At 42.3% G+C, this 19,176-nt stretch carries 13 protein-coding genes, 1 other RNA gene and 1 pseudogene; 5 read left to right on the plus strand and 10 right to left on the minus strand.

The genetic code is table 11. The annotated features are described in order from the left end of the window. Positions 1 to 128 precede the first annotated feature (128 nt). The 6 genes and pseudogenes from A4G13_RS02705 to A4G13_RS02730 form a co-directional block, all read right to left on the minus strand. Positions 129 to 442 (minus strand): annotated as a pseudogene (locus A4G13_RS02705) (virulence RhuM family protein); the annotation flags it as partial. A 177-nt stretch (positions 443 to 619) separates the two neighbouring features. After that, entirely contained in the window at positions 620 to 2,902 is a 2,283-nt protein-coding gene (gene cas3, locus A4G13_RS02710) for a CRISPR-associated helicase Cas3' (protein ID WP_176752348.1), read from the minus strand. A gap of 66 nt (positions 2,903 to 2,968) precedes the next feature. Next, positions 2,969 to 5,239 carry a class 1a ribonucleoside-diphosphate reductase subunit alpha gene (gene nrdA / locus A4G13_RS02715; protein WP_090654490.1) on the minus strand — a complete coding sequence of 757 codons (2,271 nt, stop codon included), beginning with the start codon at positions 5,237 to 5,239 and terminating at the stop codon, positions 2,969 to 2,971. 319 nt (positions 5,240 to 5,558) lie between these two features. Next, positions 5,559 to 7,028: a Do family serine endopeptidase gene (locus tag A4G13_RS02720; RefSeq protein WP_011200170.1), complete on the minus strand. Its 1,470-nt coding sequence runs from the start codon at positions 7,026 to 7,028 to the stop codon at positions 5,559 to 5,561. Between the two features lie 226 nt (positions 7,029 to 7,254). Further along, positions 7,255 to 7,797: a KdsC family phosphatase gene (locus A4G13_RS02725; protein ID WP_041639690.1), complete on the minus strand. Its 543-nt coding sequence runs from the start codon at positions 7,795 to 7,797 to the stop codon at positions 7,255 to 7,257. A 4-nt stretch (positions 7,798 to 7,801) separates the two neighbouring features. Then, positions 7,802 to 8,737: a KpsF/GutQ family sugar isomerase gene (locus A4G13_RS02730; protein WP_090654492.1), complete on the minus strand. Its 936-nt coding sequence runs from the start codon at positions 8,735 to 8,737 to the stop codon at positions 7,802 to 7,804. 95 nt (positions 8,738 to 8,832) lie between these two features. Here A4G13_RS02730 and rnpB point away from each other — a divergent pair. Next, an RNA gene (rnpB, locus tag A4G13_RS02735) (RNase P RNA component class A) lies at positions 8,833 to 9,221 on the plus strand. A 449-nt stretch (positions 9,222 to 9,670) separates the two neighbouring features. Here rnpB and pta read toward each other — a convergent pair. Then, on the minus strand, positions 9,671 to 11,809 hold the full coding sequence (gene pta, locus A4G13_RS02740) for a phosphate acetyltransferase (protein WP_090654494.1): 2,139 nt from the start codon (positions 11,807 to 11,809) through the stop codon (positions 9,671 to 9,673). A gap of 67 nt (positions 11,810 to 11,876) precedes the next feature. Further along, a complete protein-coding gene (locus A4G13_RS02745) occupies positions 11,877 to 13,100 on the minus strand; it encodes an acetate kinase (RefSeq protein WP_041639691.1) in 1,224 nt (407 codons plus the stop codon). Between the two features lie 320 nt (positions 13,101 to 13,420). Between A4G13_RS02745 and yfbV the strand changes: the two genes are divergently transcribed. The 3 genes from yfbV to purF all read left to right on the plus strand — a co-directional run bounded on the left by yfbV (position 13,421) and on the right by purF (position 16,044). After that, a complete protein-coding gene (gene yfbV / locus A4G13_RS02750; protein WP_041639693.1) occupies positions 13,421 to 13,861 on the plus strand; it encodes a terminus macrodomain insulation protein YfbV in 441 nt (146 codons plus the stop codon). A gap of 166 nt (positions 13,862 to 14,027) precedes the next feature. After that, entirely contained in the window at positions 14,028 to 14,519 is a 492-nt protein-coding gene (locus tag A4G13_RS02755) for a CvpA family protein (protein ID WP_011200179.1), read from the plus strand. 13 nt (positions 14,520 to 14,532) lie between these two features. Next, positions 14,533 to 16,044: an amidophosphoribosyltransferase gene (gene purF / locus A4G13_RS02760; protein ID WP_011200180.1), complete on the plus strand. Its 1,512-nt coding sequence runs from the start codon at positions 14,533 to 14,535 to the stop codon at positions 16,042 to 16,044. Positions 16,045 to 16,143: 99 nt separating this feature from the next. On the opposite strand, the gene moeB is transcribed toward purF, so the two are convergent. Together moeB and moeA are read right to left on the minus strand one after the other, a co-directional pair. Next, a complete protein-coding gene (gene moeB / locus A4G13_RS02765) occupies positions 16,144 to 16,869 on the minus strand; it encodes a molybdopterin-synthase adenylyltransferase MoeB (protein ID WP_011200181.1) in 726 nt (241 codons plus the stop codon). Positions 16,870 to 16,872: 3 nt separating this feature from the next. Further along, positions 16,873 to 18,093 carry a molybdopterin molybdotransferase MoeA gene (gene moeA / locus A4G13_RS02770; RefSeq protein WP_090654632.1) on the minus strand — a complete coding sequence of 407 codons (1,221 nt, stop codon included), beginning with the start codon at positions 18,091 to 18,093 and terminating at the stop codon, positions 16,873 to 16,875. Positions 18,094 to 18,239: 146 nt separating this feature from the next. On the opposite strand from moeA, the gene bioD reads away from it, so the two are divergent. Further along, a complete protein-coding gene (gene bioD, locus A4G13_RS02775) occupies positions 18,240 to 18,968 on the plus strand; it encodes a dethiobiotin synthase (protein ID WP_011200183.1) in 729 nt (242 codons plus the stop codon). Positions 18,969 to 19,176 lie beyond the last annotated feature (208 nt).

Consider the following 19,176-nt stretch of genomic DNA (forward strand, 5'->3'; position numbering starts at 1 on the left):
ATTCTTTTAATTTATCTTTCCGTCTTAACAAATGATCAAAATCACTTTCAAATAATCGATCTTGCACAATACGGTATTTTTCAAATTCACTTTCGGCATGGGCTTTGGCAATTTCCGCCGTAACTTTAACCTACGGCAATAATGGCAGAGAGGTTATAATGCTTTGTATTGTAGCTCTTGCCGTCATCGGCAGTTATTCGAAAATTTCGAATAACTGAATTTTCTTCCAACTCACTGTCTGCAAATATTTTTTTAGATGATAATTGATGGTGTGGACTTCCACATCATATAACAGCCCCATCATTTTCTGTGTCAGCCAAACGTTTTCATCGGCATACACCGCCTGCACACCGTTTTCGCGGTTTGCCGCCACAAAGGTTAGATACTCAGCTGCTGATGAGCGAGTAATGGATAATTCTTTCTTGCTCGGTACTTTATTCATTTATCTCTCCTACATCACAAAATAAATTCTCTTATTCGGATATAGTATTGGCTTTATTGAGAGGTTAGGTTTGAGTGAAATATGATGTTATCCGAATATTCTTGATTTCAATTGGATAAATATTAGCCTCTCATATGGTAAAAATCAATATTATATTTCTATAGATGATAAGTTAAACTAAAACACCATCCCCTCCACCTTAATAAACCCCAAATCCTCCCAATCCAACCCCGCTACCTCATCATACAAATCCAACCCGATTAAACTATAAAACTGGTTCCCGAATTGTTTTTCGTTGATTGCTTCAATTCGTCCTGCTTTAAATAACGCTTCTAAGGATTCCTTTGGAATCTGTACAGTGTAAGGTTGTAATTTACGAAGTAGTCCGCCGACTTTTTCAGCATAGCGAAGTTCTTCAATCCGTTTTTCCGCCTCTTTATCAAACGGGATAATCAGCGGTAGCATATGGCTTTCGATCATACGGAACTCTTTTGCGATAGTCTGGAATGGGAAATCCAAGGTTTTTCCTGCGGCGTGGCATTTTTCAAGAATCTGCTTGTTATCCAGATCTTTGCCCTTTTGTTCATATACTCCGGAAAAATAGTGGTTGATAGCTTCCACAGAAAGCAAATCTTTGGAATAACGACGAACCGTTGAACGCATTACTGCGGAATACAAACTTAATTCAGGAGGTACTTTCCACTGTTGTTCGGGTTGGAATACCCATACAAAGCTCTGTTCCGCTAATTTTTTCCCTTCACGGTTGCAACGACCTGCCGCTTGTGCCACGGAATCTAATCCGGCTTCCGCCCGCATAACCAATGGAAAATCCACATCCACACCCGCTTCTATCAGCGAAGTTGCAATAACCCGACAGGATCGACCCGCTTGTAGATGTTGTCTGATTTGCTCTAACATTTGTGAACGATGTTTTGCGCACATTAGGGTGGTTAAATGAAAGGTTCCGTCCAGCTGTTTAGCCTGTTCGTATAAACTGCGAGCGTGACGGCGGTTATTGACGATAATCAGAATCTGCTGATTTTCGGTGAGTTTCTCAATTAAATCCTTATCCGATTGCATACCAATATGTTGCACGCTGGTACGGCGTAAATCGGCAAAAAGTGCGGTCGGATTCGGGGCGATTTCTCGCACATTTTCAAACCCGCAGTAAAAACCGTGTTGCGCTTGAATGGCGGGTTGAGTTGCGGTGCACATTACGATTGAGCTGTGATAATTACGAGCCAGTTCTTTGATCGATTGCATAATCGGCAGCAACAAATTAAGCGGTAACATTTGCGCTTCATCGAGAATGATTACGCTATTAGCAATATTGTGCAATTTACGGCAACGGGAAGATTTATCCGCAAACAGTGATTCAAAAAACTGCACGGCGGTCGTAACCACAATCGGCATATCCCAATTTTCTGAAGCTAATTTCAGCTTGTCTTTGGTATCTTTATCCAATAATTTTTCATCATCAAAAGTGCTGTGATGTTCCAGTACCGCCGCTTCGCCAAACTCTCCGAAAGCCTTACGAAACTCTTGTGCGTTTTGCTCAATAATACTGGTAAAGGGAATTACATAAATGATTCGCTGCATTCCGTATTTTTTAGCGTGCTCCAACGCAAATGCCATTGAGGTAAAGGTTTTGCCGCCGCCCGTTGGTACGGTTAAGCTAAATAACCCCGGCTCTTGCTGCGCCTGCTCAACAGCATGATCCAAAATCTGGCTACGTAAACGATTTAACTTGGCATTACGCTGTTCTTCTTCCGTTTGGGGCTGAAGCACCTTTTTGCGTTCGCGAAAATCGCTAATAAACCAATTAAATTGCTGATGTAATTGATCTAAAGAAGGTGCGTTACCACGATCAATATCTTGCTGTTTTAAATTTGCATAAAAAGCTTCGGTATCTAAGAAATCGGCATCGACTAAACAGGAATAGAGCATTCGGATAAAGAAAGCTAATGAGAAAGATGGGTTATACGGGTCGGGGGTTAAATCAGGGGAAACTAGTTTTTCCGGTAAAGGTAATTCACTTTGCCAAATTGGATCGAGTTCAGGTAAATTACCTTTGCCAAAAGGCACTGATAAACGCTGTTTTAAAGTACTGCGATTATCCCCTTCGCCATCGCCGTTTACTAATCCGGTATGGTGGCTTGCAATACAGAACGCCGAAATCTTACCAAGAGGAAATCCCCAACGTTCTATAGCGATTTTCGCCCCGGCTGTTGCGTGATCAACCGAAGGCCCGCCGTGTAAACGTTTATCAAATGCCGGTGTATATTTGCCTAAATCGTGTAATAAGCCGGTATTGTAGGCAAGTTGGTACGCATTAAATATTTCGGCAAATTGTGCGGCAAGCTTTGCGACATTTTCTGCATGGCTGCTAAAAGTTTGCCATTGTTCATGAGGGAGATCTTTTTCCGAATGGGCATAATACACTTTCTTTGTGTTTGTCATGATTTACTCCATATACAAAAAAGCGGCTAAAAACATTTAAGTTTTTAACCGCACTTTTAAATTTAATTAGATTTTGCAAGCACCGCCGGCACAGCCGTCATCGAGATCTTCCTGGGCGTCGTCGGCGCCGTCTCGGGTGTTTTGATAATAAAGGGTTTTTAAACCGTATTTATATGCCGTTAAAAGGTCTTTTAATAATATTTTCATCGGCACCTTATCATCTTCAAATCGCTTCGGATCGTAGTTGGTATTGGCGGAAATTGACTGGTCGACAAATTTCTGCATAATGCCCACCAAATGGAGATAACCGTCCATGTTTGGTATATCCCACAGGAGTTCGTATTTGTCGCTGAGGTTTTCATAATCCGGTACCACTTGTTTCAAAATGCCGTCTTTTGAAGCTTTAACGCTGATATGACCGCGCGGCGGTTCAATACCGTTGGTAGCATTAGAAATTTGCGATGAAGTTTCCGACGGCATTAATGCGGTTAATGTGGAGTTGCGTAAACCGAACTCTAAAATCTCGGTACGTAATTGTTCCCAGTCATAATGCAAGGGTTCGCTCGTTAAATTATCCACATCTTTTTTGTAGGTATCAATCGGTAAGATACCTTTTGCATAAGTGGTTTCATTGAAGTATTCGCAAGCGCCTAATTCTTTTGCAAGATTCATTGAGGCTTTTAGTAGGTAATATTGAATTGCCTCGAATGTACGGTGAGTCAGATTATTAGCGCTGCCGTCGGAATAACGAACGCCGTTTTTCGCTAAATAGTAAGCGTAGTTAATTACACCGATACCCAGCGCGCGACGACCTAATGAACTGCGTTTTGCCGCAGGAACAGGGTAGTCCTGATAATCCAGCAACGCATCTAAAGAACGTACCGCAAGATCCGCTAAGTTTTCTAATTCATCAAGATCGTCGATTTTACCCAAGTTGAAAGCAGAAAGTGTGCAAAGCGCAATTTCGCCGTCTTCGTCATTAATATTATTTAACGGTTTGGTCGGTAGGGCGATTTCTAAACATAAGTTAGATTGACGTACAGGTGCAACTGCCGGGTCAAACGGGCTGTGAGTGTTACAGTGATCCACGTTTTGTACGTAAATTCGGCCGGTTGACGCGCGTTCCTGCATTAATAACGAGAATAAATCCACCGCTTTAACGGTTCGTTTACGGATTGTCGGATCCTGTTCGTATTTTACGTATAATTCTTCGAATTTAGATTGATCTGCAAAAAATGCTTCGTACAATCCCGGTACGTCCGAAGGACTGAATAAAGTAATATCGCCGCCTTTAATTAAGCGTTGATACATAGTTCGGTTGATTTGTACGCCATAGTCCATGTGACGGGCACGGTTTTCTTCAACGCCGCGGTTATTTTTTAATACTACCAGGCTTTCCACTTCTAAATGCCACATCGGGAAGTAGACTGTTGCCGCTCCGCCGCGTACACCGCCTTGCGAGCAGGATTTTACTGCAGTTTGGAAATGTTTATAAAACGGAATACAACCGGTGTGGAAGGCTTCGCCGTCACGAATCGGGCTGCCTAAAGCGCGGATAGCGCCGGCATTGATGCCGATTCCCGCACGTTGCGATACGTATTTGATAATCGCCGATGAGGTCGCATTGATAGAGTCAAGGCTGTCGTCACATTCAATAAGTACGCAGGAGCTGAATTGACGGGTAGGGGTGCGCACGCCGGACATAATCGGCGTAGGCAATGAAATTTTGAATGTAGAAATCGCGTCGTAAAAACGATGAATATAATCTAAACGCGTTTCCGCAGGATATTTTGAAAATAAACTTGCCGCAACCAGAATATAAAGGAATTGTGCGGACTCGTAGATCTCACCGGTTACACGGTTTTGTACCAGATATTTTCCTTCCAATTGTTTTACCGCGGCATAAGAGAAGGTCATATCGCGGCTGTGATCCAAGAAATTATCCATTTCATCCCATTCTTCGCGGGAGAAATCGGAAAGCAGCGATTCGTCGTATTTACCTAAACGGACTAACTTTTTTACATGTTCGTATAAACGAGGCGGGTCAAAATGCCCGTAGGCTTTTTTACGCAAATGGAAAATGGCAAGGCGAGCCGCCAAGTATTGATAGTCCGGTGCATCTTTGCTGATTAAATCCGCAGCGGCTTTAATGATTGTTTCATGAATGTCAGAAGTACGAATGCCTTCGTAAAACTGAATATGTGAACGCAATTCAACCTGAGAAACGGATACATTCTCTAAGCCTTCCGCTGCCCAAGTAATCACACGGTGGATTTTATCCAGGTCGAGAGGTTCGACTTGTCCGTCACGTTTCGTGACCATCAATGCTTTATTCATAAAAGTTTTAACCTTAGAAAAACACAATATATAGAAGTAATAGATAATTGCGCTACAAGATAGTGGGTTAGGCGGAAAATTTCAAGCGTTAAATTTTTTGTGTAAAATGTTGACAGAAAATAACTTACTTATATATAAGCAAAAATTTTTATCTCTATAATTTTGCTATCGTTAAAATTTATTTGAGATCAGATTTGTGAATGAAAAGATAAAAGTGCGGTCAGGAAATCCGGATTTTTTTGAAACGATAAAGAGGTTTTTTAATGCCTGGCGCTACCATGAAAAGAAAGGCGCCGAAGCCGGCGCCTACAAGTTAAAATTATTGAATCAGAAGATAGAAATTATTATTTCCGCGTTCAATATTTAACGCTATAACGGAATCTTTGTTTTCCATGGCTTTGCGTAACTGTGTTAAATCTTCAATGGCGATACGGTTAACGCCGATAATTAAATCGCCGGTTTTCAAACCTCGTTGAGCTGCCGGGGAATTTTCAGCTACTTTACTGAGTTTCACGCCTTTTTTGCCGTTTTCATTGAAGTTTGTCAATTCTGCACCTTCCAATGCCGGAATAACGGCTTCCGCATTAGCGGTAGATTGCGCCTGGTCGTCGGCTTGCAGAGTAACTTTTACATTTTCTTTTTTGTTATCACGCAGATAAGTTAATTCAATTTCTTTACCTGCGCCGGAAGTAGCGATTTTCGCGCGCATTTCGGCGAAACTCGACACTTTTTGTCCGTTCATGGCAATAATCACATCGCCCGCTTTAATGCCCGCTTTATCGGCGGCGGATCCCGGTAAGACTTCGCTGACAAAGGCGCCTTGTTGAGCATCAACGTGGAAGGCTTTCGCCAGATCCGCATTTAGTTCGCCGCCTTTAATTCCCAACATGCCGCGACGCACTTCGCCGAATTCGCCGATTTGCTGCGCTAAGTTATTCGCCATGTTAGAAGGAATTGCAAAGGCAATCCCGGCATTAGCGCCGCTAGGTGAAAGAATAGCGGTATTAATACCGATAAGTTCGCCGTTTAAATTAATTAACGGTCCGCCCGAGTTACCTTGGTTTACGGCGGCATCCGTTTGAATATAGTTTTCATAAGCGCCGCTGTCGGAACCGGTGGAACGCCCTAAGGCAGAAATGATACCGGAGGTGACGGTTTGCCCTAAACCGAATGGGTTGCCGATTGCTACGGTGAAATCACCCACGCGTAGTTTATCGCTGTCGGCAAATTTAATTTCGGTTAAGTTTTTAGGGTTTTCCAATTGTACTAAGGCAATATCGGATTGACTGTCTTTGCCTAAGATTTTACCTTTAAATTCACGGCCGTCCTGCAATAATACGGTGATTTTATCCGCATTATCGATAACGTGGTTGTTTGTTAATACATAGCCTTTTTCCGCATTAATAATCACGCCGGAACCTAAACCGCGGAATTTTCTTGAGGATGATTTTGAAGAATTATCGCCAAAGAAATCCTCACCGAAGAAAAATTTAAATTCTTCCGGAATATCAAATGAACGCTTAGCGATTTTTTGATTACCTTCCACCGCAATGGAAACCACCGCCGGCAACACTTTTTCAAGCATTGGCGCTAATGAGTTGGTGATAAACGGGCTGTTTACGGCAGATTGTGCTACGTTTGATGCCGCTTTGTTTGCGGAGGTTTGCTCTGCGGATTCGGATTTATCGCCGCCAAAAAACGAACTGAAATCCGCGACACTTACGGTTGGCGCAGCAAGAACGCTTAATCCTAATGCGATTGCAGTCAATGTAAAACTTGTTTTTTTCATTTATACTTTTCCTTAATTAATAACAAATAGGGTGAAAACACCAAATATGTACGGTATGACAGAAAATATGGGGAAATGTTCATTTAAATTCAAGTTATTAACTGAAAATAAAGATTTTTTAAGAGAAAAAAGAAAGGATTTAAAAAGCGTAAAGTGCGGTCGAAAATTGGGAAATTTTACGAAAAAGGCGCGAATCTTTTTGAGATTACACGCCTCTTGTATTTAATTATTGCGCCATATTGGTCACAATTTTAAGAAAGCCTTTGGCGGATGAATAAACGTCCGTTTTACCTTGCGCTTTTAATATCATGTCCGACATCTCACGGAATGCGCCTTTGCCGCCGCGAAGGTCCAGCACATAATCGGCGCAATCTTTTACATAATCGGGCGCATCCGCTACAGCGAACGCAACACCGCATACGTTAAAAGCAGGTAAATCAACGCTATCGTCACCGATATAAGCCGTTTCTTCAGGGGTTACTCCTACTTCTTTCATTAGTTCATAACAGGCACTTTCTTTTTCCAATTTCCCTAAAAATGCCAGTTTTATTCCAAGATCTGCAATGCGTTTGCGCAAAATGGCAGAATCCCGCCCGGAAAGCACTGCAACCGGAATGCCGCTTTCCATCAACATTTTCACGCCTAATCCGTCACGGACATGAAAACTTTTTATTGCTTCACCGTTGGCGTCGTAATGCAGTTGACCGTCGGTCAGCACGCCGTCAACGTCGGTGATAACAAATTTAATATTTTCTAATTTTCTGTTCATATTTTTAACTTGAGAATTCAACTAAACCGACGACTTTATTGTCATTGTCTACCACAATCAAGGAATGAATTCTGTGTTCTTTCATATAGTCTTCAGCCTGACCGATATAGGTATCCTGATTAATGACTTTAGGATTTGAGGTCATTAATTCCCGCGCCACTTTATTTAAAGTATCGGCGCCGTTAGCGGCTAATGCGCGGCGGATGTCGCCGTCCGTAATAATCCCTTTCAAAACGTCATTTTCCATCACCAGCGCAACGCCCATTCTGCCTTCGTTCATAATGGTCAGGCAGTCTGTAAACGATGTATTTAATGCGGTAACCGGCAGGTTGGTTTGCATTTGATCCTTAACTCGGCAGAGTAGGCGACGACCAAGGCTGCCGCCGGGATGGAATTTTGCGAAATCCATAGGTTGAAAATGACGGGCGTTAATTAACGCCACCGCTAAAGCGTCGCCTAAAGCCAGGGTAACCAATGCGGAAGTTGTAGGCGCCAGGTTATTCGGGCAGGCTTCGCGTTCAACGCTGATATCCAGAACGTAATCGGCGTGTTTTGCCAAGGTTGAATGCTTGTTGCCGGTTAATGCAATAATAGTATTGCCGAAATTTTTTAAACTTGGGATAAGCTTATTTACATCATCGCTTTCGCCGCTGTAAGAGATCAACATCACAATATCTATAGGTTTTAACATACCAAGATCGCCGTGGAAGGCTTCGGTCGGATGAAGAAAAAAACTCGGCGTGCCCGTTGAGGCGAAAGTTGCGACCATTTTTCGACCGATTAAGCCGGATTTGCCGATTCCCCCGATAACTAAACGACCTCCGCAGTTAAGGATAAGATCGATGACGTTGTTGAAAGATTGATCAAGATTTCGACTGAGAAGCGTCAGGGCATCTTTTTCGGTGGCTAAAGTTTCCCGTGCGTTTTGTAAATAATCCATAATGTTCTATCCATTAGAGTTAAATCTGTGCGCATTGTAGCTCAACTTGTTATTTAACTCTATATTATTTACTGAAATTGGGATATACTTCACGCCGAGTTGGTCAGACAATCGCTGGTTTATTGAAGCCCTTAACCGTAGTAATACGACCTAGCGGGACAAGTAAACGAGAGGAAAGTCCGAGCTACATAGGGCAGAGTGCCAGATAACGTCTGGGAGGCGTGAGCCTACGACAAGTGCAGCAGAGAGCAAACCGCCGATGGCTCGCAAGAGATCAGGTAAGGGTGAAAGGGTGCGGTAAGAGCGCACCGCATGGCTGGTAACAGTACATGGCAGGGTAAACTCCACTCGTAGCAAGACCAAATAGGAACTCAATGGGTGTGCCCGCTCAGAGTTCGGGTAGGTTGCTTGAGCGTATGTGCGAATATACGCCTAGAGGAATGATTGTCCGCGACAGAACTCGGCTTATCGACCAACTCAATCTAATTCCGCCGCCATATTTGAGAATATGGCGGTTTTTTTATATACGGTAAGTTCTAAATGTGCGGTCAGAAATAATCAAGGCAGAGTTTTTATTAATATGAAATGAAACAAATAATTTTATTAAAGATTATCGGATCGATAATTTTTTGACCTGGTTTTTGCACGAATTGATTATTAACGGGAATTTTGTGTGCTGGATCACAAAATGAAAAACTACTATTTGCAGGCTAATTTATTATTGGCTATTCTTGAGCGCAATAAAAACAAGTGCTATTTCAATAGCCTGATATTTTGCTTTCCGAGTAGTGCCTTTTCAAAAGGCACTTTTTTTATGTCCGTATTTTATGATTTGTTTCAATGATAAAAAATTCCGCATAAAAATACCGCACTTTAACGGCAAGTTAAAAGTGCGGTCTGTTTTTTATTAAATTTTATCGGTTTATCAGCCGATTAGCATTGTGTCGCCTGAATTGCCGTTAATGCGATGGTATAGACGATATCGTCAACCAATGCACCGCGGGAAAGGTCGTTCACCGGTTTACGCATACCTTGTAACATCGGACCGATTGATACTAAATCGGCAGAACGTTGAACCGCTTTATAAGTCGTATTACCCGTATTTAAGTCAGGGAATACAAATACGGTCGCTTTACCGGCTACTTTAGAATTCGGCGCTTTAGAACGCGCAACATCTTCCATTACGGCGGCATCATATTGTAACGGACCGTCGATTAATAAATCAGGGCGTTTTTCCTGTGCGATACGAGTCGCTTCTTTCACTTTTTCAACATCTGCGCCGGAGCCTGATGTGCCGGTTGAGTAAGAGATCATAGCAACGCGAGGGTCAATACCGAAGGATTTCGCCGATTCCGCAGATTGAATAGCAATTTCCGCTAATTGTTCCGCAGTCGGATCCGGGTTAACCGCACAGTCACCATATACTAATACTTGATCCGGTAACAACATGAAGAAGATCGATGAAATAATCGAACTACCGGGAGCGGTTTTGATAATTTGCATCGGCGGACGAATCGTATTTGCAGTAGTATGGACCGCACCGGATACCAAACCGTCTACTTCGCCGGCTTCTAACATCATTGTACCTAATACAACGGTGTCTTCCAGTTGTTCGCGGGCTGCCATTTCAGTCATACCTTTTGCTTTACGCAGTTCTACTAAACGAGCGACATAGTTTTCACGAACTGAAGCGGGATCGATAACGGTAATTCCGTTACCTAATTTCACGCCTTGAGAATCGGCAACACGTTTTACGTCTTCAGGTTTCGCCAATAATACGCATTCCGCAATACCGCGTTCTGCACAAAGTACCGCCGCTTTAATCGTACGAGGTTCGTCACCTTCAGGCAGAACAATACGTTTTTTCGCCGCACGTGCTAACTCGGTTAATTGATAACGGAATGCCGGCGGAGATAAACGACGGGCACGCACGGAAGCGGAAGCCAGTGAATGAATGAAATCCGCATCAAATTGTCCGCTGGTATATTGTTTGATATTTTCGATACGTTCTTTATCGTCAACCGGTACTTCAAGATTAAAACTCTGTAAGCTTAAAGCCGTTTGCCAGGTGTTACCTTCAATACGGAATACCGGTAATTTGGTATTTTCGAATGTCGGGGTACATAATTTTTTGATTTCGCAATCTATTTTGTAACCGCCGGTTAATAAAATACCGCCAAGTTCAATACCTGTAGTAGCGGCTAACGCGGCTGCGGTTAAAATTTCAGGGCGGTCGGCGGAAACTACCAGCAAGCTGCCCGCTTTGAAGTGTTCAATCATATTAGGCAGCGTTCTTGCGCAGAAAGTGATACTGCGGATACGACGGTTCATATCGCCTTCGTTAAGAATAGAAGCGCCCAAATGTTTTACCAAATCAATCGCACGGGTAGCAATTAAATCTGCAGACCAAGGAATACAAGCCAATACTTTAATCGGGCTGTTTTCAAATAGTTTGTAAATTTCTTTGATATTATTGTGACTATGCTGGAATGAATCGAAAATTTCCGTTAAATCCGGACGGGTACGACCTGATTCATCAACCGGCGCATTAAATTTATTAATAACCACACCAAGTAAATTAGGATTGCTTTTACCACCGAATGAGGCGGCGGCCGCTTCAACGCGCTCTTTTAATTGAGCGGGCGTTTCGGTTGCAGGCGCGGAAACTAAAATGATTTCGGCATCCAGTGCTTGCGCGATATCGTAGTTTACACTGTTAGCATAAGAGTTTTTACGGGAAGGAATTAAACCTTCGACGATCACGATATCGTTGTCTTTGCTGATTTGTTGATGCTGGGCAACAATTTTTTCTAATAAAACGTCTGTTTGGTTTTGACCGATTAAATTTTCAGCCTCACTTAGCATAACAGGTTCGGTAGTTTCGATTGTCGTGCTTGTGCGAACAATTGAGGTTGTTCTATCAAGCATATCTTCACCGGAACGAGGTTGTGAAATCGGCTTCATGAAACCGATTTTAGTCCCTTTTTGTTCTAATGCACGAATAAGCCCGAGACTTACACTTGTTAAACCTACGCCTGCGCTGATTGGAATAAGGATAATTGTACGTGACATAATAAACCTTAGAATGTTGTTAATGTAGAAAAAGAAACTGCCGAGAAGTCGGCAGTTTATCGATTAATTAATCTTTAATACAAAGACGAGCTGTGTCTTGTGCGATAACTAATTCTTCGTTTGTAGGAATTACCATTGCGATAGGGGTGTTATCTGCGGTGATAATACCTTCGTTACCAAAGCGAGCGGCTAAGTTTTTCTCTTGATCCAATTGGTAACCGAATAATTTTAAGTGATTTAATGTAATTTCGCGCACGTGAGCGGAGTTTTCACCGATACCGCCGGTAAATACGATAGCATCTAAACGTTCGCCGATAACCGCCATGTAAGAACCGATATATTTAGCTAAACGATAGCAGTAAACGTCCATTGCACGTTTTGCCGGAACACGTAATGATTCGTCTTCGTTGTCATAGTTGTCTTCGGCAAAACGGCAGTCGCTGGTTACTTCGGTTAAACCTAATAAACCGGATTTTTTTGTTAATGTAGTGTTGATTTCTTCAACGGACATACCAAGCGTATCGTGCATATAGAACATAATAGCCGGGTCAATATCGCCGCAACGCGTTCCCATCACTAAACCTTCCAACGGCGTTAAACCCATTGAAGTGTCGATACATTGACCGTGACGAACCGCAGAAACGGAACCGCCGTTTCCTAAGTGGCAAGTGATAACGTTTACTTTATCTTCGGCAACGCCTAAACGTTTTGCCGCTTCGCGGCTTACGAAATAATGGCTGGTACCGTGCGCACCGTAACGACGAACGCCGTGTTCTTTGTATAAAGAGTACGGAAGCGCGTATAGGTATGCTTCTTCAGGCATTGTTTGGTGGAATGCGGTGTCGAATACCACAACGTTTTTATCTTTTAAGTGCGGGAAGATTTTGAATGCTTCTTTAATACCGATTAAATGAGCCGGGTTGTGAAGCGGTGCGAATTGGATAGCGTCTTCAATGCCTTTAACGACTTCATCCGTAACGATTACCGAAGAGGTAAATTTTTCACCGCCGTGAACAATACGGTGACCGATCGCAACAATACCGTCTTTTAATGTCGGATCTAACGGGAAAATGTTGTTTACGATGAAGTTTAATGCTTCACTGTGAGCAGCGCCTTTACCTAATTCGGCGTTACCTTTTTCGCCATGGAGTTTCCATTTAATACGGGCATCATCTAAGTAAAATGCTTCTGCTAAACCAGATAATTTTTCTTCACCCGTTTTAGGATCTAAAATAGAGAATTTTAATGAAGAACTACCGCAGTTAAGGATAAGAACTAATTTTTGAGACATAAATAACCTATCTTTTGGATTAACGTTAAAGGACATCCGTTCACACAATGAACGAATAGACGTTTGGGAATGTTACCGATAATAAGGATACACGTTTAACGGAATAAAATAAATTATGAAGTTCTGAAAAAAGCGATTTAAGTCAAAAAAAATTGAATTTTTAGCAAAATGTTATAAAAATGTTCAATTTTTAGGACATATATCCAATAAGCCATTTGAGTTTCATGCGATAAGCGATCTTTAAAACAGGATAAAATGGCAGCAAATTTAAAATAAGTCAGTAGTAAAAATTTGAAGAAATATAAATTAAGGATTTAAAAATGGGATTTTTTAAAACTATATCGGCGGGGCAGAAATATTCGGAAACATGGCCTTTAGAAGCTAAGTTAGCCATGATTTTTCCGGAAAACCGAATAATCAAGGCAACGAAATTCGCACAGAAATTTATGCCGTTTATTGCGGTATTTTCGGTTGTTTGGCAGCAGTTTTACGCAAAGTCGGATCTAGTGGCATTAGCTATCGCCGTTCTTTGCGCTATCGTTGCCTTATGTATTCCGCTGCAAGGCTTATATTGGTTAGGCAAACGGGCGCAAACCGGATTGCCGGCGCAAAGTGCGGTCAAATTTTTTGAAATTTCTAAATTATTAGAAAAGAAAAATGTGACAACATCACAAATAGAGCGACCAACCTATCAGCATTTAGCGGATTTGTTGGCAAAGGCACAGAAACATTGTACAAAAGAATTCTGGGAGGAACTCTAAAAGCGATTCAGCTTAATATTGAACAATGATATATTATGCAACCGGCGGTCATTTTATGGCTAAATAGATTAATTTACCTTACGCAAACGTTTTCTTTTTTCCGCAAAGTTCGGTAGAATAGTGCGGTCAAAAAATCGGACGTTTTTGTTTTTTCAGAGAATTATTAATGATTGATTATATTATCATCGGAATTATCGTTTTTTCTATCGTCGTAAGTTTACTGCGCGGCTTTGTGCGTGAAGTGATGTCACTGGCAAGCTGGGTAGTGGCATTTGTTATTGCAAGTCAGTTTTATCCTTATCTCGCTAATTTTTTAACTCAGATTGAGTCCGAATATCTTCGGAACGGGACCGCTATCGGTATTTTATTTATTCTGACGTTAATTGTCGGCGCTATAGTAAATTATGTGATTGGTCAACTTGTAGACAAAACAGGATTAAGCGGAACCGACCGGGTATTAGGTGCCTGTTTCGGTTTCTTGCGGGGCGTATTGATCGTCTCTGCTTTGTTATTTTTCGTAGATACCTTTACTAATTTTGATCAAAACGATATGTGGAAAGAATCAAAACTAATACCGCACTTTGGTTTTGTAGTGGAGTGGTTTTTCGAACAATTACAGGCAAACTCAAGTTTTTTAAACTCAACCCTAAACAAATAAGAGGATAGCACTAATGTGTGGTATTGTTGGAATTGTAAGTCAAAGCCCGGTCAATCAATCAATTTATGATGCCTTGACCGTATTGCAGCATCGCGGACAGGATGCTGCCGGGATTGTGACTATTGATGATGAAAACCGCTTTCGCTTGCGTAAAGCCAACGGTTTGGTAAGCGATGTGTTCCAACAGGTTCACATGACGCGTTTACAGGGCAACGCGGGGATTGGACACGTTCGTTATCCGACAGCCGGTAGCTCAAGCGTATCGGAAGCGCAACCTTTCTATGTCAATTCGCCTTACGGCTTATCATTAGTGCATAACGGCAACCTTACAAATTCCGACGAATTAAAATCCAAACTTTTCAAATTAGCCCGTCGTCACGTCAATACTAATTCCGACTCCGAAGCATTGTTAAATATTCTGGCTTATTATCTTGATCATATGCAAACCGAGCATCTTTCACCGGAAGATATTTTTTATGCGATCAAAAAAACCCATAAAGATATTCGCGGCGCTTATGCCTGTATCGCTATGATTATCGGTCACGGTATGGTGGCATTCAGAGATCCTCACGGCATTCGCCCGTTAATTTTGGGTAAACGCGAAGAGAGCGGAAAAACCGAATATATGTTTGCTTCGGAATCTGTTGCATTAGACACCGCCGGTTTTGACGTGGTACGTGATATTGAACCCGGCGAAGCGGTATATATCACTTTCGACGGCAAACTCTACGCGGAGCAATGTGCGGAAAATCCGGTGTTAACGCCTTGTATTTTCGAATACGTTTATTTTGCCCGTCCGGATTCGACTATTGACGGCGTATCGGTATATGCGGCGCGCGTACATATGGGTGAACGTTTGGGGCAAAAAATTGCCAACGAATGGGCTGATGCGGATATTGATGTGGTCATTCCGGTGCCTGAAACATCCAATGATATCGCATTAAGAATCGCAACCATATTGGGCAAACCTTACCGTCAGGGTTTCGTAAAAAACCGTTATGTGGGACGCACATTTATTATGCCGGGGCAAAAACAGCGTATTAGTGCGGTTCGCCGTAAATTAAATACGATTTCTTCCGAATTTAAGGATAAAAACGTGTTATTAGTGGATGATTCCATCGTGCGCGGTACAACTTCGGAACAAATCGTTGATATGGCGCGTGCCGCCGGCGCGAAGAAAATTTATTTTGCTTCGGCAGCGCCTGAAATTCGCTATCCGAATGTGTATGGCATTGATATGCCGACCAAGCACGAATTAATCGCTTATGGCCGCGAGCCTGAGGAAATTGCCAAATTAATCGGCGTGGATAAGCTCATTTTTCAGGATTTATCGGCATTAACGCAGTCCGTACAGCAAGAAAATCCAAATATCAAAGAATTTGATACTTCGGTATTTACCGGACATTATGTGACGGGCGATATTTCCACCGAATATCTGGATAATATTGCGCAACAGCGTAATGACGCGGCAAAAAGAAAACGCGCAAAAGATGCGACAAATCTGGAAATCCATAACGAAGGATAATGTAAAATAGCTAAGATTTCATAAGGCTCCGCTTGGAGCCTTAGTTTTATCCGCTAAAAAAGCCAGTCTAATTATAGCTGTCCTTTGGCGCGTAAGTCGTTAGATGGAGGGGATTTTTATTTCTCTGATTGACATATTAAGCCCATCGATCATCAATAAGCGTCCGCATAAATTTTTGCCGATTTTTAACCGCACTTTTATGGCTTCCAACGCTTGAATCGAACCTACAATACCGACAATAGGGGAGAGCACGCCGGCTTCTACGCAGCTTAACGCATTTTCGCCGAATAACCGGCTTAAATGGCCATAAGTCGGGGTGCCGGGTTCATAAGTGAAGACAGAAACCTGTCCCTCCATACGAATCGCCGCACCGGAAATTAACGGCACTTTTGCCTGTCGGCAGCATAAATCCAGTTGATTTCTGGCGGCAACATTATCCGTGCAGTCTAAAACCAGATCAAAGTGCGGTATGATTTCGGCGAGTTTTTCTTCCGAAAGCAAACCGTTAATTGTGTTGATTTCAATATGCGGATTAATTGCCTGTAGCGCAATTTTTGCCGATTCTACTTTAGGCATGTCGAGGCGTTCATCATTATGGAGTACCTGACGCTGCAAATTAGAAAGTGACACTGTATCAAAATCTAATAAAGTCAAGTGCCCGATGCCTGCCGCAGCCAAATACTGGCTTGCCGCGCAACCTAAACCGCCTAATCCGACAATGAGCATTTTGCTATCTTTGAGTGTTTCCTGTCCGTCAAAATCCACGGATTTTAAAACGATTTGACGGTTATATCTCAGCTCTTCGGCATGGGTTAATTCGCTCATGGGTTAACCTAATAAATGATTAAAGGGTTCAATGGTAACGGTTTCGCCGGCGGTCACATTACCGCGTTCGCGTTCAAGCACAATAAAGCAATTGCTTTTTACAAAGGAGCCGAAAACATGGGAACCTTGTAATCCTACAGGTTCAACTTCAAGCTGGCCTTGTGCGTTGAGTCGATACAAGCCGCGTTGAAAGTCGAGACGTCCGGGTGATTTTTTTAGATTAGTCGCAGCAATAGCGGGGAATTGTTGCGGACGTTTATAATTCGCAGCGCCGCTTAATTTAGCAATAACAGGTTGAACTAACTGATAGAAAGTCACTAAAGCGGAAACTGGATTGCCGGGCAAACCGCAGAACCATGCGTTAGGCAATTTGCCGAATGCAAAAGGTTTGCCCGGTTTGATAGCCAGTTTCCAGAAATTGATTTCGCCCAGTTTTTCTAATACGGTTTTGGTGAAATCCGCTTCACCGACGGAAACACCGCCGCTTGTAATAATAAGATCCGCCTGTTCTTGTGCATGCATAAAGGCTTTTTCAAATTCCGCCTCGTTGTCAGGCAAAATACCAAAATCCAGCACTTCGCAATGCAGTTTTTCAAGCATCAGTTTTACTGCAAAGCGGTTGGTATCATAAATTTGTCCTTCATTAAGCGGTTGTCCGACAGGTACTAATTCATCACCGGTTGAAAGTACTGCGACTTTTAATTTCGGAAAAACCTTTATTTCCGGAATGCCAAGAGAGGCGATAAGCGGCAGAGAGACAGTATTTAATTCGGCGCCTACTGATAAAACCACATCTCCCTGTTTTACATCTTCACCGATACGGCGGATATTTTGCCCCGGTTTCGGCAACTTTTCGAAAGTGACGGAACCGTCTTCATTTACGCTGACTTCTTCCTGCATTACAACGGCATCAGCGCCTTGCGGAATCATTGCACCGGTCATGATTCTGACTGCGCTCAACGGTTTCCATTCGTCGGTAAACGGAATGCCTGCAAAAGATTTCCCTGCAACGGAAAGTGTCAGAGATTGTTCTAAATCCGCCAAGCGAACCGCATAACCGTCCATTGCCGAATTATCAAAAGAAGGAACATTTATGGGAGACATAACATCTTGAGCGCAAATTCGATTCCGCGCTTGGGAAATCGGCAGCGTTTCCAAATTATCTAATGAGGGGGAAGGCAAGGTCGCCAGCATTTTTTCCAACGCCTGTTCGAGAGAAAGCAAAGAATTCATATTTTTAATCCTTTTCCAACAAAAATTGCCGTTAAGTATATAGAAATATAGGATGAATTGCCAAAAACTTGTGATAACTCAATATTTGTATTTTTAAAATACTTTAGAATTCATGACTTAGTTAGAGAGGGATTTTTATGAGTGTTTTTTTTGTTACGGGAACAGATACCAGCGTAGGGAAAACCATTGTAAGCAGAGCCATTATTCAGGCAATGCAGAATGCCGGTATTCAAATTGTCGGTTACAAGCCCTTAGCTTGCGGGCAGGATGATCCCGTTTATACGGACGTACAGGAAAGCGGGCAGACCGATTATGACAACATGGATAACAGAGACGTATTGGTCTTGCAAGATTCCACTAATGAAGAAGTGAGTTACCAAGATATTAATAGTTATACTTTTGCTCATACGATGCCAATGTTGTCCCAGGAAGGAAAGCATATCGATATTAATAAAATTAATACGGATCTTAAACGCTTGTCTTCCCGCTACCAATCGGTTTTAGTTGAAGGTTCTTTTGGCTGGTTAACGCCGATTAATCAGGATTATACTTTCGCTTCATGGGCTGCGGAACATAAAATGCCTGTAGTATTGGTGGTCGGCATTAAGGAAGGCTGTATGAATCATGCCTTATTGACTGTGCAATCTATCGAACAAATGGGTTTGCCGCTATTGGGTTGGGTTGCAAACCGGATCAATCCGATGCTCGGGCATTATGCGGAAATTATTGAAGATTTGAGCAAGCGTATTAAAGCGCCGTTGTTGGGGAAAATTCCTTATATGCACAAGCCGGAGACACAAGAGCTTGGGCATTACATCACGGATATTGACCGCTTATCCTATATGAAAACGGAAATATTAAAATAAACCGAAAATCCTCAATTAGTTTGAGGATTTTTTTTGGATTTGAGAAATTGTGGCGTCGACGATTACAACCGATTTTATCAGTTGGAAAGCAAAACGGGATTTATTCAAAATTCCGCAAAAATCAACCGCACTTTTATCGCTGCAACGGATAGATTTTATTAAAAATTCCGTTAAGATAAGTATTCACAAAGACGGGAATTTACAAGCT

Source organism: Basfia succiniciproducens, assembly GCF_011455875.1.
Classification (GTDB): Bacteria; Pseudomonadota; Gammaproteobacteria; order Enterobacterales; family Pasteurellaceae; genus Basfia; species Basfia succiniciproducens.

Excerpts from the sequence above, each read along its gene's own strand:
- cas3 (WP_176752348.1), bottom strand. The coding sequence starts at position 2,902 with ATGACAAACACAAAGAAAGTGTATTATGCCCATTCGGAAAAAGATCTC.
- nrdA (WP_090654490.1), bottom strand. The coding sequence starts at position 5,239 with ATGAATAAAGCATTGATGGTCACGAAACGTGACGGACAAGTCGAACCT.
- A4G13_RS02720 (WP_011200170.1), bottom strand. The coding sequence starts at position 7,028 with ATGAAAAAAACAAGTTTTACATTGACTGCAATCGCATTAGGATTAAGC.
- A4G13_RS02725 (WP_041639690.1), bottom strand. The coding sequence starts at position 7,797 with ATGAACAGAAAATTAGAAAATATTAAATTTGTTATCACCGACGTTGAC.
- A4G13_RS02730 (WP_090654492.1), bottom strand. The coding sequence starts at position 8,737 with ATGGATTATTTACAAAACGCACGGGAAACTTTAGCCACCGAAAAAGAT.
- pta (WP_090654494.1), bottom strand. The coding sequence starts at position 11,809 with ATGTCACGTACAATTATCCTTATTCCAATCAGCGCAGGCGTAGGTTTA.
- A4G13_RS02745 (WP_041639691.1), bottom strand. The coding sequence starts at position 13,100 with ATGTCTCAAAAATTAGTTCTTATCCTTAACTGCGGTAGTTCTTCATTA.
- yfbV (WP_041639693.1), top strand. The coding sequence starts at position 13,421 with ATGGGATTTTTTAAAACTATATCGGCGGGGCAGAAATATTCGGAAACA.
- A4G13_RS02755 (WP_011200179.1), top strand. The coding sequence starts at position 14,028 with ATGATTGATTATATTATCATCGGAATTATCGTTTTTTCTATCGTCGTA.
- purF (WP_011200180.1), top strand. The coding sequence starts at position 14,533 with ATGTGTGGTATTGTTGGAATTGTAAGTCAAAGCCCGGTCAATCAATCA.
- moeB (WP_011200181.1), bottom strand. The coding sequence starts at position 16,869 with ATGAGCGAATTAACCCATGCCGAAGAGCTGAGATATAACCGTCAAATC.
- bioD (WP_011200183.1), top strand. The coding sequence starts at position 18,240 with ATGAGTGTTTTTTTTGTTACGGGAACAGATACCAGCGTAGGGAAAACC.